Here is a 13,058-nt window from a genome sequence, read left to right as displayed (position 1 = left end):
ATGAGAGCGACATCCGCCCGCCCCCGTCACGCGAATAGGGCGCGAGGAACCCGGCCGGAACCTCGTCATCGATCAGCACCTTTCCGAAAGGACCGACCATGGAGCACCGGATCGACCGGCGCGCCCTCATCGGACTCGGCGTCGCGGTGGCCCTGACGGCCTCCTCGCTCGCGATGTTCCGTACGGACTCCGGCACGGCCTCCTCGCACCGCGAGGCGCCCGCCGTCATCGGCGACCCGCTCAACGACAACACCGACGTGTACGCGTTCGTCAGCCCGGACAAGCCCGACACCGTGACCCTGCTGTCGAACTGGATCCCGTTCCAGGAGCCGCAGGGCGGGCCGAACTTCTACCCGTTCGACACCAGGTCGCGCTACAACATCAAGATCGACAACGACGGCGACGCCAAGCCCGACATCACCTACCAGTGGACCTTCCGCAACGAGGACCGGCGCGGCAACGCCACCTTCCTCTACAACAACGGACCGGTCACCTCGCTCGACGACCGGAACCTGCTCTTCCGCCAGCGCTACACGCTCAGGCGCATCACCGAGAACGGCAGCAGCACGCTCGTCTCCAACGGCATCGTCGCGCCGAGCAACGTCGGCCCCGCGTCCATGCCGAACTACGGCACCCTGCGCTCCCAGGCGATCACCAGCCTGAAGGGCGGCGGCAAGACCCTCGCCGGCCAGTCGGACGAGGCGTTCTTCCTCGACCTGCGCGTCTTCGACCTGCTGTACGGGGGCGACCTGTCCGAGGTGGGCCGGGACACGCTCAAGGGCTACAACGTCAACACGCTCGGCCTGCAGGTGCCGAAGGAGGACCTCGCGCTCAAGGGCGACCCGAAGCGCAACCCGGTCGTCGGCGTCTGGTCCACCACCGACAAGCACAACGGCGGCAAGTTCGTCCAGGTCTCCCGCCTGGGCAACCCGCTGGTCAACGAGGTGGTGTCCCCCGCCGGGCTGAAGGACGCCTTCAACGCGCTGCCGCCCGCCAAGGACGCCGACGTGGCGGCCCTGGTCAAGCGGGTCACCGACCCCGAGGTGGCCAGGCTGCTCGCGTCCATCTACGGCATCAAGGCGCCCGCCACCCCGCGCAAGGATCTCGTCCAGATCTTCCTGACCGGGATCGCCAAGGGCAACGGGCCGATCGCGGCCGACCTGAACGCGCAGTCGCTGAACAAGGACGCGGGCAAGCCGCGCCCGGCCGAGATGCTCAGGCTCAACATGTCGATCCCGCCCAGCAAGGACCCGAACAGGCTGGGCGTGCTCGGCGGTGACCTGCAGGGCTTCCCCAACGGCCGCCGGCTCGCCGACGACGTGGTGGACATCGAACTGCAGGCCGTCGCGGGCGCCGCGCAGTCCGGCAAGCTCATCCCCGCCCTGACCGACAAGGTGGACACGAACGACAAGCCGTTCGGCGGCACGTTCCCGTACATCCCGCTCCCCAGCAACGCCTCGGTCAACCAGCGCTGACCCCCGCCCGGCCGACCTTCTCCCGGTGGCGGGCCCCTCCCGCCCCGCCGCCCCAGGACCGGTCGGCCGCTCCGGCGGCCGGCCGGTTGCTTCCCACGACTCCGGAGCCCTTCGATGCGTTCACTACTCCTGCTGGCAGGTCTCGTCCTGACCGGCGCGCTGCTGTTCACCGTCTTCGGCGTCGCCGCCGCACCGGCCGGCGCGCCGGCGCCCGCGGCCGGGCGGGAAACCCTGCAGGACCGGCTCAAGCGGCTGCCGGACGATCATCGCGGCTGGGCCCAGCTCGGCGTCCAGTACGTCGACCAGGCCAGAATCAGCGGCGACCCGTCGTACTACACCAAGGCGGAAGGCGCGCTCGACACCGCCGCCCGGCTCGACCCGCGCGACGACGCCGTCCTGACCGGCCGGGCCACGCTCGCCGCCGGCCGCCACGAGTTCGCCGAGGCCGAGCGGCTGGCCGAGCGGGCGCTCGACGCCAACGCCTACAGCGCGGCCGCGTACGGGGTGCTCGCCGACGCCCGCGTCCAGCTCGGCGACCTGCGCGGCGCGCGGGAGGCGGTCCAGCGGATGCTGGACCTGCGGCCCGGCGTCGCGTCCTTCGCGCGCGCCTCGTACGCGGCCGAGCTGCGCGGCGACCTCGACGGCGCGCGCCGCTACCTCCAGTACGCCCACGAGGACGCGCGCGTCCCCGCCGATCTCGCCTACGCCCGCCACCAGCTCGGCGAGCTGGCCCTGCACACCCACGACTTCGAGACGGCCGACCGGTGGTACGCCAGGGCGCTGGAGGCCGACCCCGGCTACCCGCCCGCCCTCGCCGGCCGGGCCAGGGCCGCCGCGCTCGGCGGCCGGCTGGACGAGGCGCTCACCCGGTACGAGGGCGTCGTCCGGCGGCTGCCGCTGCCCCAGTACCTGATCGAGCAGGGCGAGGTGCGGCTCAAGGCGGGCCTGCCCGCCGACTGGACGCTGCTGGACGCCCAGCGCGACCTGCTCGCCGGGACGGGCGTCCGCGACGACCTGACGTGGGCCGAGTTCGAGGCCGACCACGGCGACCCCGACGAGGCGGTGCGGCACGCCCGCGCCGAGTACGCCCGCAACCCCGGTCTGATCGCCGCCGACGCGCTCGGCTGGGCGCTGTTCAAGGCCGACCGGCCGCGCGAGGCTCTGCGGTACGCGAAGCAGGCCACCTCGACCGGCTGGCGGCATCCCGTCCTCCGCTACCACCGCGCCGAGATCGAACGATCCCTCGGCCGCGACGTCCCCCTCGACCCCCGCTTCGACCCGGAGCTGGCCACCCTGGCGAGGTTCTCATGACCGACCCCGAGCCCCTCACCGAAGCCCCCTCCCACCCCACGAAATCGGCCGCCACTCCCGACCAGGTCCGTAACGCCGCCCGCACACCGAACCGGACCCACCCCACAGAACGGGCCGACCTCCCGGAAGACGCCCGTCACGCCGCCTCGCGCAGGATCTGGTGGCGGATGGGGGTCTTGCTGCTCGGGCTGGTGCCGGTGTTCCTGAGCGTGCCGGCGCGGGCCGCCGCCGCGCATCCGCTGGGGAACTTCACGGTCAACCACTACAACGGGCTGACCGTCTCCGGCGGGCAGGTGGAGAACCTGGCCGTGGTGGACCTGGCCGAACTGCCCACGCTGCAGGCCAGGACGGAGGTGGACGCCACGTACGCCTCCCGCCGCTGCGCCGCGCTCGCCGCCGCCCAGCGGCTGACGGTGGGCGGCGCGGCCGTGCCTTGGCGGGTGGTACGGGCCGGGCACGCGTACACGCCGGGCCAGGGCGGGCTCAGGACCAGCCGCCTGACCTGCGCCCTGGTGGCGGAGACCGCGGTGTCCGGCGCGGTGACGTTCACCGACGGCTTCGAGCAGGACCGGATCGGCTGGCGCGAGATCACCGCGACCGGCGCAGGGGTCCGGCTCCTCGACGCCACCGTGCCCGAGTCCAGCGTGAGCGGAGAACTGCGCAGGTACCCGGACGACCTGCTGACGTCACCGCTGGACCAGCGGACGGCCTCGTTCACCGTCTCACGGCTCGGCGCCGGGACCGGGACCCCCGCGTCCGGAACCCCCGGCCTCTCCGTCGGCGGACCCGTCGGTGAGGCGCTCGACGCGCTGGACCGGACGTTCACCGGGCTCGTCGGCGCCGACTCGCTGACCGTGCCGCTCGGGCTGCTGGCGCTGGGCCTGGCGGTGGTGCTGGGGGCCGGGCACGCGCTGATCCCCGGGCACGGGAAGACCGTCATGGCCGCCTACCTGGCGGGGCGCCGCGGACGCCCCAGGGACGCGCTCGTCGTGGGCGCCACGGTGACGGCCACCCACACCGTGGGGGTGCTGGCGGTGGGGCTCGCGCTGAGCGTCTTCACGGCCCTGGCCGGCGAGTCGGTGCTGGCCTGGCTGGGGGTGGCCGGCGGCGTGCTGATCGCCGCCATCGGCCTCCGCCTGATCCACACCGCCCGCCGTTCCCGGAACGCCCATGCCGCCGGGCACGGACACGGCCATGGACACGGGCACGGACACGGGCACGGACACGGGCACGGACACGGGCACGGACACGGGCACGGGCACGGACATCGGAGTGGTGGGCTGGTGGGGCTGGGGGTGGCCGGTGGGCTGGTGCCGAGCCCGTCGGCGCTGGTCGTGCTGCTGGGCGCGGTCGCGCTGGGCCGGACCTGGTTCGGGGTGGCGCTGGTGACCGCCTACGGGGTCGGTATGGCCGCCACCCTGACCGTCACCGGCCTGCTGCTGGTCAAGCTGGTCGACCGGCTGGAGGCCCGGGCGTCGGCGGGCCGCCGGCTCGCCGCCCGCCTGTCGGGCGCGGCCCCGCTGGGCACGGCCGTGATGGTGGTGCTCCTCGGCGCCGGCCTGGCCCTCCGCTCAGCCGTGACGCTGTGACGCTGTGACGCTGTGACGCTGTGACCACCCGATGCCTCAGCCGACCCCGGGCAGATCGGAGACGTCGTACTCGGCATCACCGTCGTCGGCCCGCCGCATCTTGATGTCGTCCGCCCACGCCGAGGTCAGCCTCCGGATGTCTCGCACCCGATCCGCGGTCACCCCGTAGGCCGCGAACTCCTCGTCGGCGATGAACTCCACGAACTCCAGCCGCATGACGAGCTCGGGAAGTGAGAAGTCCTCCGCGTGCAGGCCGCCCAAACGCTCCAGATCTCTGAAGGAGTAGAGGTGGGCCACGGCGGCGATGTCGATGACATCCCGGGCCAGGCTGCGTTCGTACAGTGCCCGCATCTTCAGGCCCACGGCGTCGTCGAGCGCGACGACCCGCAGTTCGCCGCACACGCTGGGCTGCTGCTGGAGCGCCTCCCTGAGGAGGTCCACCTCACAGTGCTCCTCCGTCGAGGGATCCTTGAGGAGCAGTCGCCCGTACCGGGGTGTCACCTCCAGCACGGACACCTCCAGACCGGCGGCGCGGAGCGCCCGGGCGATCCCCTCCGCCACCTCCGGCAGCGGCGTGTCCGCACTGGTGGCGAAGTCCAGGTCGGTGCTCGGCCGGTCCATGAATCCGTGCGCCCGCATCGCGTGCCCGCCCGCGAGCAGCAGATGGAAGCGCTCGCAAACCGGCAGCACCATTCCCAGCACCCGTTCCTGGAACGGCGGGAAGCGGATCACGGGTGCATGCCCAGGGCCAGCTTGTGCTCCCAGGCCCGGCGGTGGCCCGGGCCGAGCCCTTTCCTGAGCAGCGGCCAGTCGGCGGTCAGGTGGCGCGCGTTGAGGTATCTCTCCGCGTCCACGCGCCCGCCGCCCGTGATCACCATGCGGTACATCGACAGCCTCAGGCGCAGATCGGCCAGGTCGTACTCGCGGGGGCCCGACCATGACAGGTGGGGCGGCAGCGCCACCTTGCCGTCCACGGGTCCGCGCAGGTCCGTGAGCGAGTCGGGGATCTGGGCCAGCAGCCCGTCAGACCTGGAGGGAAGCGCCATGGCTCAAGTATGGCGGCGCAGACGGCGGGTGGAAGGCAGGTCGTGGCGGCCCGAGAGGAACTCCTGGAAGGCGATCTTGGCCCGGATCGCCGGCCGGCGCCAGCGTTCCTCCCGGTGGATGGCCTTGGCCATCTTGCGCGGCGAGCGCCCGACGAAGAACCAGTGGGCCCACGGCGACCCCGGGCGGGCCAGCCGCACCGCGCCCACCAGCAGCAGGAAGGGGAGGAACAGCCCCGCCATGCCGGTCCAGATCTTCCCCTTGAGCAGCGTGATCACGGCCAGCACCAGGTTGCCCAGGATCAGCGCCGCCGGGTCGACCAGCGGCGGGCCGAAGTCCCAGCTGAGCGGCCGCAGCCCGATGAGCAGCAGCCCGGTGACCGCCACGGCGATGAACACCGCGTCCACCGAGGTGCGCCCCTCCTCCTCCCAGTAGACGTCGTGCAGGTGGAGGATCAGCGCGAACTCGTCGAGCACCAGGGCCGACCCGATCCCGAACACCGACGCCGCGACCGCGTGCCCCACCTGCGACGCGCCGGAGACGACCATCCCGGCCACCCCGCCGACCAGCATGAGCACGACCCCGAACACCACGTGGTGGATGTGCATCTCGCCCACGTTGACGTTGCGGAACCAGCCCACCTTGGCCCTGATCAGCCGTACGTTGATGCGGGTGGCGATGAACGCCACGATGAGCGCGACGAAGAAACAGAACAGCGGCAGCCGTCCCGTCGCGATGATGCTTCCGTGAAACCATTTCTCCATGACCGTGAACCGACTCTACGAGCCTGTGGGCAGTGGTGCGGTCAGGAGAGGAATCCGCGCAGCAGGGCGGCCGTGCCTTCCAGGTGTTCGCTCATGGCGCGGCCGGCCCCCTCGGGGTCGCCCGCCAGGATGGCCGCCACGATCGCCCGGTGCTGCGCGGCCGCGTGGTCGAGGTTGACCTGGAGCATGGGGATGGCGTTGAGCAGGTCGCTCACCCGCAGGCGGGCGTCGGCGCAGGCGGACGCGAGCAGGGCGGACCCGGTCAGCTCGGCGATCGACAGGTGGAATGCGGTGTCGAGGCGGCGGTAGTCCTCCAGCGAGGCGCCGTCCAGGTCGGCCAGCCTGCGCCTGAGCGTGTCGCGCTGCCCGCCGGTCAGCTCCATCCCGGCCAGCGCCTGCGCGGCGCCGCACTCTACGGCCAGGCGGAAGGTGAGCGCGTCCGCCAGGTCGTCCGTGCCCATGTCGGCGACCGCCTTGCGCAGGTCGGCCGGCCCCGGCCGGGGCGGCACGTAGGTGACGAACGCGCCGCCGTAACGGCCGCGCCGCACGTCGAGGTAGCCCGCGTCCTGCAGGGCGCGGATGGCCTCGCGCAGCGTCACCCTGCTGATGCCGAGCTGGACGGCCAGCTCGCGCTCGGGCGGGAGCTTGTCTCCCGGCGCCACCACGCCCAGCTTGATCGCCTGCAGGAGCCGTTCGACGGTCTCCTCGAAGGCGTTTCCGGCTCTCACGGGGCGCAGCACCGTCATCAAACGCGCCGACTCGTCCAACGTGTCCTCAGGTCTTGACAAGCGATCCCGCCATACACATCAATGGTCTGAGACTAGCCCAATCAACGGGAAACCGCCTCCTGCGAGATCGGAGCCAGCACGTGAGCGAGCGGTCCAGTCATGGCTTCCTCACCGTCGACGAGCTACGGCAGGAGGTCGCGGCGGGCCTGGTCGACACGGTGCTGCTGGCCATCGCCGACATGCAGGGCCGCCTCCAGGGCAAGCGCCTGTCCGCGCGCTACTTCCTCGACGAGGTGCTGCACCACGGCTCCGAAGGGTGCAACTACCTGCTCGCCGTCGACGTCGACATGAACACGGTCGGCGGATACGCGATGTCGTCCTGGGATCGCGGGTACGGGGACTTCGTGATGCGGCCCGACCTGTCGACGCTGCGGCGGGTGCCCTGGCAGGAGGGCACCGCCCTGGTCATGGCCGACCTCACCTGGGAGGACGGCGGCGAGGTGACCGCCTCGCCGCGCCAGATCCTCCGCCGCCAGCTCGCCCGGCTCCAGGAGCGCGGCCTGCGCGCCTGCGTCGGCACCGAGCTGGAGTTCGTCGTCTACGAGGACTCGTACGAGGGAGCCTGGAACCGCGCCTACCGCGACCTGACCCCCGCCAACCTCTACAACGTCGACTACTCGCTGCTCGGCACCGCCCGCGTCGAGCCGCTGCTGCGCCGCATCCGGCGCGACATGGAGGGCGCGGGCCTGTACGTGGAGTCCGCCAAGGGCGAGTGCAACCCGGGCCAGCACGAGATCACCTTCCGCTACGCCGAGGCGCTGGTCACCTGCGACAACCACGCCGTCTACAAGAACGGCGCCAAGGAGATCGCCGCCCAGGAGGGCAAGTCGATCACCTTCATGGCCAAGCCGAACGACCGCGAGGGCAACTCCTGCCACATCCACATCTCGCTGCGCGGGGCGGACGGCGAGCTGGTGATGGCGGGCGACGGGCCGCACGGGCTCTCGCCGCTGGGGCAGCGGTTCATCGCCGGTCAGCTCGCCTGCCTGCGCGAGCTCACCCTCATGTACGCGCCCAACATCAACTCCTACAAGCGGTTCGTGCCCGGCAGCTTCGCGCCCACGGCCGTCAAGTGGGGCGTCGACAACCGCACCTGCGCGCTGCGCCTGGTCGGCCACGGCCCCTCGCTGCGGGTGGAGAACCGGGTGCCGGGCGGCGACGTGAACCCGTACCTCGCGGTGGCCGCGCTGGTCGCGGCCGGCCTGCACGGCATCGACGAGGAGCTGGAGCTGGAGGAGGCGTTCGAGGGCAACGCCTACACCTCCGGCGCCGAGACCGTGCCGCACACCCTGCGCGACGCGCTGGCCCTGTTCGAGGGTTCCAAACTGGCCGGGGAGGAGTTCGGGGAGGACGTGGTGGCCCACTACGCCAACAACGCGCGGGTCGAGCTGGCCGCCTTCGACGCGGCGGTGACCGACTGGGAGATGTTCCGGGGATTCGAGCGCCTGTGAAGATCATCAATCCGGCGACGGAGCAGGTCGTGGCCGAGGTCGAGATGGCCGGGGCCGCCGCGGTCGACGAGGCCGTGGCCAGGGCCGCGAAGGCCTGCCGGGAGTGGCGCGAGGTGGCCCCGGGCGACCGGGCGCGGCTGCTGCGCGGCTTCGCCGACCTGGTCGACGCGCACGCCGAGGAGCTGGCGATGCTGGAGGTGGCCAACGCCGGCCACCCCGTCGGCAACGCCCGCTGGGAGGCGGCCGCCGTCCGCGACGTGCTCCACTACTACTCCGGCGCTCCCGAGCGCAACCACGGCAGGCAGATCCCGGTGCCCGGCGGCGTGGACGTCACGTTCCAGGAGCCGCTGGGCGTGGTGGGCGTGATCGTGCCGTGGAACTTCCCGATGCTGATCATGTCGTGGGGCGTCGCGCCTGCCCTCGCGGCGGGCAACACGGTCATCGTCAAGCCCGCCGAGCAGACCCCGCTGACCGCGCTGCGGCTGGCCGAGCTGGCCCTGGCGGCGGGCCTGCCCGAGGGGGTGCTCCAGGTCCTGCCCGGGGCAGGGGAGGTCGCGGGCGCCCGGCTGGTCGAGCACCCCGGCGTCGCCAAGATCGTGTTCACCGGCTCGACCGAGGTGGGCAAGGAGATCGCGGCCAAGGCCGCCGCCCACGTCAAGCGGCTCACGCTGGAGCTCGGCGGCAAGTCGGCCAACATCGTCTTCGCCGACGCCGACGTCGCCAAGGCCGCCGCCGCGGCCCCGTACGCGGTCTTCGACAACAGCGGTCAAGACTGCTGCGCCCGCTCCCGCGTGCTGGTGCAGGAGAGCGTGTACGACGAGTTCCTGGAGCGGTTGTCGGAGGCGGTGCGCGGGCTGCGCGTCGGCGACCCGCTCGACCCGGCCACCGAGATGGGCCCGCTGATCAGCGCCGAGCACCTGGAGCGGGTCCGCGGCTTCGTCGCCGACCCGTACCTGCAGGGCTCGTGCCCGCAGGGCCGCGGCTACTGGTTCCCGCCGACGGTGCTGACCTCGAACGTCACCGACCGGGCGTTCACCGAGGAGATCTTCGGGCCGGTCGTGTCCGTGGTGCCGTTCGCCGGCGAAGCCGACGCGGTCCGCATCGCCAACGACACCCGTTACGGCCTGTCCGGCTCCATCTGGACCCGCGACATCGGCCGGGCGCTGCGGGTGGCCCGCGCGGTCGAGTCCGGCGCGCTCTCGGTCAACTCCAACTCCTCCGTCCGCTACTGGACCCCGTTCGGCGGCTTCAAGGAGTCGGGGCTCGGCCGCGAGCTGGGCCCCGACGCGCTCGCCGCCTTCACCGAGACCAAGAACGTCTTCATCTCAACGGAGTAGCCCTATGCAGCGTTTGCTGGACCGCGTGGCCGTCATCACCGGAGCGGGCAGCGGCATCGGCCTGGCCACCGCGCACCGGTTCGCCGAGGAGGGCGCCAAGGTCGTCTGCGTCGACATCGACGAGGAGGCGGGCGCCAAGGCCGCCACCGAGGTCGGCGGCCTGTTCGTCAAGGCCGACGTGACCAGCGAGGACGACGTGGCGCGGATGTACGAGACCGCGTTCGAGACCTACGGGAGCGTGGACGTCGCGTTCAACAACGCGGGCATCTCGCCGCCCGACGACGACTCCATCCTGGAGACCGGCATCGACGCCTGGCGCCGGGTCCAGGAGGTCAACCTGACCAGCGTCTACCTGTGCTGCAGGCACGCCATCGGCTACATGCGCCGCCAGGGCAAGGGCTCGATCATCAACACCGCCTCGTTCGTGGCCGTCATGGGGTCGGCGACCTCGCAGATCTCCTACACCGCTTCCAAGGGCGGGGTGCTGGCCATGTCGCGCGAGCTGGGGGTGCAGTTCGCCCGCGAGGGCATCCGGGTCAACGCGCTGTGCCCGGGGCCGGTCAACACGCCGCTGCTCCAGGAGCTGTTCGCCAAGGACCCCGAGCGGGCGCAGCGGCGGCTGGTGCACGTGCCGCTCGGCCGCTTCGCCGAGGCGTCGGAGATCGCGGCCGCGGCCGCCTTCCTGGCCAGCGACGACGCGTCGTTCATCACGGCGTCGCAGTTCCTGGTCGACGGGGGGATCTCCGGCGCGTACGTGACGCCGCTGTGAGCCGGCCCATTAGTCGGCCCGTCATCGGTGTCAGCACCTACGTCGAGCCCGCGCGGTTCACGGTGTGGGACCTGCCCGTGGCGCTGCTGCCGTACATGTACGTGGAGCAGGTGACGCGGGCGGGCGGGCAGCCGGTGCTCATCCCGCCGGCGGGCGATCCGGCTGCGCTGGTGACCCGGCTGGACGGGCTGATCCTGGCGGGCGGCGGGGACATCGACCCGGACCGGTACGGCGCGTCGCCCCACCCCCACACCGACTACATCCGGAAATTTCGTGACACCGCCGAGTTCGCCCTGATGACCGCGGCCCTCGAAGCCCGGACCCCCTTCCTGGGCGTCTGCCGGGGTCTCCAGGTCCTCAACATCGCCCTGGGCGGCACCCTCCACCAGCACCTCCCCGACGTCGTCGGCCACACCGGCCACTCCCCCGCCCCCGGCCGGTTCGGCCCCCTCCCCGTGCGCCCCGCCGCCGGCAGCAAGCTCGCCAAGATCCTCGGCGGCGCCCCGATCACCGTGCCCCACTACCACCACCAGGCCGTCGACCGCCTCGGCACGGGCCTGACGGTGACGGCCACCTCCGAGGACGGCACGATCGAGGCCGTGGAGCTCGACTCCCACCCGTTCGCCGTCGCCGTCCAGTGGCACCCGGAGGCCGCCGACGACGGTGCCCTCTTCGAAGCCCTAGTCGCGAACGCTCTGGCCGCGCACGCCGCGGAGTTCGCGGACGCGACAATTCACCCCGAAGGCCATTAGGCTTGCCACATCACCGTCGAAGCCGTGCGGGAGAGCGCCCTGACAGCCGGTCGGGGCCCCTGAAGGAGCAAGCCCTCCCCGCGAACCTCTCAAGGCAAAGGACCGTACGGCCGAGGTGTCCTCTGGAAAGCAGGTCCGCGCGACCTCGCCGAAGGTGAAAGTCCGGAAAAAAAGCCGGGTGAAGCTCTCAGGCACCGACGACAGAGGGGGAGGATCCCGGCATCCGATCCTGTCCTGAGGTGCGACATGTCACGACCGACGCCGCTGAGAGACGTGCACGAGTCTCTCGGCGCCACCCTGACCGACTTCGCCGGCTGGCTCATGCCGCTGCGCTACGGCAGCGAGTCCGCGGAGCACAACGCGGTCCGCCAGGCGGCCGGGCTCTTCGACCTGTCGCACATGGGGGAGATCTTCCTCACCGGCCCGCAGGCGGCGGACGCCCTGGACTACGCCCTGGTGGGACACCTGTCGGCGCTGGCGACCGGGCGGGCGCGCTACACGATGATCGTCGACGAGCGCGGCGGGGTGCTGGACGACCTCATCGTCTACCGGCTCGGCGACGAGGAGTTCATGGTCGTGGCCAACGCCTCGAACGCGGGCAAGGTCGCGGACGAGCTGATGACCCGTGCCAAGGCGTACGACGCGCGGGTCGAGGACCGCTCCGACGAGTACGCCCTCATCGCCGTCCAGGGCCCGCGCTCCCAGGAGATCCTCGCCACCCTCACCGACGCCGACCTGGCCGGGCTCAAGTACTACACCGGCCTGCCCGGCAGGGTCGACGGGCGGGAGGCGCTCATCGCCCGCACCGGCTACACCGGCGAGGACGGCTTCGAGCTGTTCGTGGCCGTCCAGGACGCGGTGCCGCTGTGGCACGCGCTGACCGCCGCCGGCGAACCGTACGGGCTGAAGCCGGCCGGGCTGTCCAGCCGTGACACGCTCCGCCTGGAGGCGGGCATGCCGCTGTACGGCAACGAGCTGAGCGCGGAGCTGACCCCGTTCGACGCGGGGATGGGCAGGGTGGTGAAATTCGACAAGCCGGGCGACTTCGTGGGCAGGTCGGCGCTGGAGGCGGTCAAGGACACCCCGCCGCGGCGCCGCCTGACCGGGCTGGTCGCGCGCGGCCGCCGGGTGCCCCGCCACGGATACCCGGTGACCAAGGACGGTGCCGTCGTCGGCGAGGTCACCAGCGGCGCGCCCTCACAGACGCTGGGCAAGCCCATCGCGCTGGCCTACGTCGACGCCGGCATCGACGCCGGCGAAGGTCTGGCCGTCGACATCAGGGGCAGGCAAGAACCCGTGGACGTGGTCGAGCTGCCCTTCTACAGGAGGAACAAGTGAGCAACATCCCTGACGACCTGAGCTACACCAAGGAGCACGAGTGGATCTCCGGCCTGGAGGACGGCCTGGTCGCCACGGTCGGCATCACGGCCTTCGCCGCCGAGGCCCTCGGTGACGTGGTCTACGTGCAGCTCCCGGAGGTCGGCTCGACCGTGGAAGCCGGGGACTCGATCGGCGAGGTCGAGTCCACCAAGTCCGTGAGCGACATCTACACGCCTGTCGGCGGCGAGGTGGTCGAGGTCAACCAGACCCTGGTGGACGACCCGTCGCTGGCCAACAGCGACCCGTACGGCGAGGGCTGGATGTTCAAGGTGCGCGCCGACGGCGACGCCGCCGACCTGCTCTCCGCCGAGGAGTACGCCGCCCTCACCTCGGGCGAGTCCTGACCCACCCGCCGGGGCCCGGCACCGGGCCCCGGCCCCGCGCGTGAAAGGCGCACA

13 protein-coding genes and 2 riboswitches are annotated in these 13,058 nt (G+C 72.0%); of the genes, 9 read left to right on the top strand and 4 right to left on the bottom strand.

Going from position 1 to position 13,058, the window contains the following annotated elements; all coding sequences use genetic code 11:
- Positions 1-98 precede the first annotated feature (98 nt).
- The 3 genes from KME79_RS24830 to KME79_RS24820 all read left to right on the top strand — a co-directional run bounded on the left by KME79_RS24830 (position 99) and on the right by KME79_RS24820 (position 4,375).
- Positions 99-1,475 carry a DUF4331 domain-containing protein gene (locus tag KME79_RS24830; RefSeq protein ID WP_246640372.1) on the top strand — a complete coding sequence of 459 codons (1,377 nt, stop codon included), beginning with the start codon at positions 99-101 and terminating at the stop codon, positions 1,473-1,475.
- 114 nt (positions 1,476-1,589) lie between these two features.
- Positions 1,590-2,786 (top strand): tetratricopeptide repeat protein, encoded by a 1,197-nt coding sequence (locus KME79_RS24825; RefSeq protein ID WP_219546558.1) that lies wholly within the window; start codon positions 1,590-1,592, stop codon positions 2,784-2,786.
- Complete coding sequence (locus KME79_RS24820) at positions 2,783-4,375, top strand: High-affinity nickel-transporter (RefSeq protein WP_246640371.1); 1,593 nt, start codon at positions 2,783-2,785, stop codon at positions 4,373-4,375. The genes KME79_RS24825 and KME79_RS24820 overlap by 4 nt, the downstream gene beginning before the upstream one ends.
- Positions 4,376-4,411: 36 nt before the next feature.
- On the opposite strand, the gene KME79_RS24815 is transcribed toward KME79_RS24820, so the two are convergent.
- From KME79_RS24815 to KME79_RS24800, 4 genes are read right to left on the bottom strand one after another with little or no spacing between them, the layout of a single operon-like run.
- Positions 4,412-5,107: a nucleotidyl transferase AbiEii/AbiGii toxin family protein gene (locus KME79_RS24815; protein ID WP_219546557.1), complete on the bottom strand. Its 696-nt coding sequence runs from the start codon at positions 5,105-5,107 to the stop codon at positions 4,412-4,414.
- Positions 5,104-5,421, bottom strand: coding sequence for a hypothetical protein (locus KME79_RS24810; protein WP_219546556.1), 318 nt, complete (start codon positions 5,419-5,421; stop codon positions 5,104-5,106). Before KME79_RS24810 ends, KME79_RS24815 begins: the two co-directional genes overlap by 4 nt.
- 3 nt (positions 5,422-5,424) lie before the next feature.
- Entirely contained in the window at positions 5,425-6,183 is a 759-nt protein-coding gene (locus KME79_RS24805) for a hypothetical protein (protein WP_148033840.1), read from the bottom strand.
- 41 nt (positions 6,184-6,224) lie between these two features.
- Entirely contained in the window at positions 6,225-6,929 is a 705-nt protein-coding gene (locus tag KME79_RS24800; RefSeq protein ID WP_219546595.1) for a FadR/GntR family transcriptional regulator, read from the bottom strand.
- A gap of 122 nt (positions 6,930-7,051) precedes the next feature.
- Here KME79_RS24800 and KME79_RS24795 point away from each other — a divergent pair, with 122 nt between their 5' ends.
- From KME79_RS24795 to gcvH, 6 genes are all read left to right on the top strand, one after another.
- A complete protein-coding gene (locus tag KME79_RS24795) occupies positions 7,052-8,422 on the top strand; it encodes a glutamine synthetase family protein (protein WP_219546555.1) in 1,371 nt (456 codons plus the stop codon).
- A gap of 44 nt (positions 8,423-8,466) precedes the next feature.
- A complete protein-coding gene (locus tag KME79_RS24790; RefSeq protein WP_246640390.1) occupies positions 8,467-9,759 on the top strand; it encodes an aldehyde dehydrogenase family protein in 1,293 nt (430 codons plus the stop codon).
- Between the two features lie 4 nt (positions 9,760-9,763).
- Entirely contained in the window at positions 9,764-10,528 is a 765-nt protein-coding gene (locus KME79_RS24785) for a 3-oxoacyl-ACP reductase (RefSeq protein WP_148033844.1), read from the top strand.
- Positions 10,525-11,280 (top strand): gamma-glutamyl-gamma-aminobutyrate hydrolase family protein, encoded by a 756-nt coding sequence (locus KME79_RS24780; protein WP_308249037.1) that lies wholly within the window; start codon positions 10,525-10,527, stop codon positions 11,278-11,280. Before KME79_RS24785 ends, KME79_RS24780 begins: the two co-directional genes overlap by 4 nt.
- A 17-nt stretch (positions 11,281-11,297) precedes the next feature.
- A riboswitch (glycine riboswitch) is annotated at positions 11,298-11,395 on the top strand.
- Positions 11,396-11,494: riboswitch (glycine riboswitch) on the top strand.
- 32 nt (positions 11,495-11,526) lie between these two features.
- On the top strand, positions 11,527-12,618 hold the full coding sequence (gcvT, locus tag KME79_RS24775; protein WP_148033846.1) for a glycine cleavage system aminomethyltransferase GcvT: 1,092 nt from the start codon (positions 11,527-11,529) through the stop codon (positions 12,616-12,618).
- The gene (gcvH, locus tag KME79_RS24770) at positions 12,615-13,004 is read left to right on the top strand and encodes a glycine cleavage system protein GcvH (RefSeq protein WP_219546553.1); all 390 of its coding nucleotides are present in this window, start codon (positions 12,615-12,617) and stop codon (positions 13,002-13,004) included. The genes gcvT and gcvH overlap by 4 nt, the downstream gene beginning before the upstream one ends.
- The last annotated feature ends 54 nt before the right edge of the window (positions 13,005-13,058 follow it).

It is taken from the genome of Nonomuraea harbinensis (assembly GCF_019396385.1).
GTDB classification, from domain to species: domain Bacteria; phylum Actinomycetota; class Actinomycetes; order Streptosporangiales; family Streptosporangiaceae; genus Nonomuraea; species Nonomuraea ferruginea.
Note: the sequence above shows the minus strand (reverse complement) of the source record. Positions and strands in the feature narration are given on the sequence as shown.

Bases quoted from the DNA above. Each gene is read 5' to 3' on its own strand.
- KME79_RS24830 (WP_246640372.1), top strand. From the start codon at position 99: ATGGAGCACCGGATCGACCGGCGCGCCCTCATCGGACTCGGCGTCGCG.
- KME79_RS24825 (WP_219546558.1), top strand. From the start codon at position 1,590: ATGCGTTCACTACTCCTGCTGGCAGGTCTCGTCCTGACCGGCGCGCTG.
- KME79_RS24820 (WP_246640371.1), top strand. From the start codon at position 2,783: ATGACCGACCCCGAGCCCCTCACCGAAGCCCCCTCCCACCCCACGAAA.
- KME79_RS24810 (WP_219546556.1), bottom strand. From the start codon at position 5,421: ATGGCGCTTCCCTCCAGGTCTGACGGGCTGCTGGCCCAGATCCCCGAC.
- KME79_RS24805 (WP_148033840.1), bottom strand. From the start codon at position 6,183: ATGGAGAAATGGTTTCACGGAAGCATCATCGCGACGGGACGGCTGCCG.
- KME79_RS24800 (WP_219546595.1), bottom strand. From the start codon at position 6,929: ATGACGGTGCTGCGCCCCGTGAGAGCCGGAAACGCCTTCGAGGAGACC.
- KME79_RS24790 (WP_246640390.1), top strand. From the start codon at position 8,467: ATGGCCGGGGCCGCCGCGGTCGACGAGGCCGTGGCCAGGGCCGCGAAG.
- KME79_RS24785 (WP_148033844.1), top strand. From the start codon at position 9,764: ATGCAGCGTTTGCTGGACCGCGTGGCCGTCATCACCGGAGCGGGCAGC.
- gcvT (WP_148033846.1), top strand. From the start codon at position 11,527: ATGTCACGACCGACGCCGCTGAGAGACGTGCACGAGTCTCTCGGCGCC.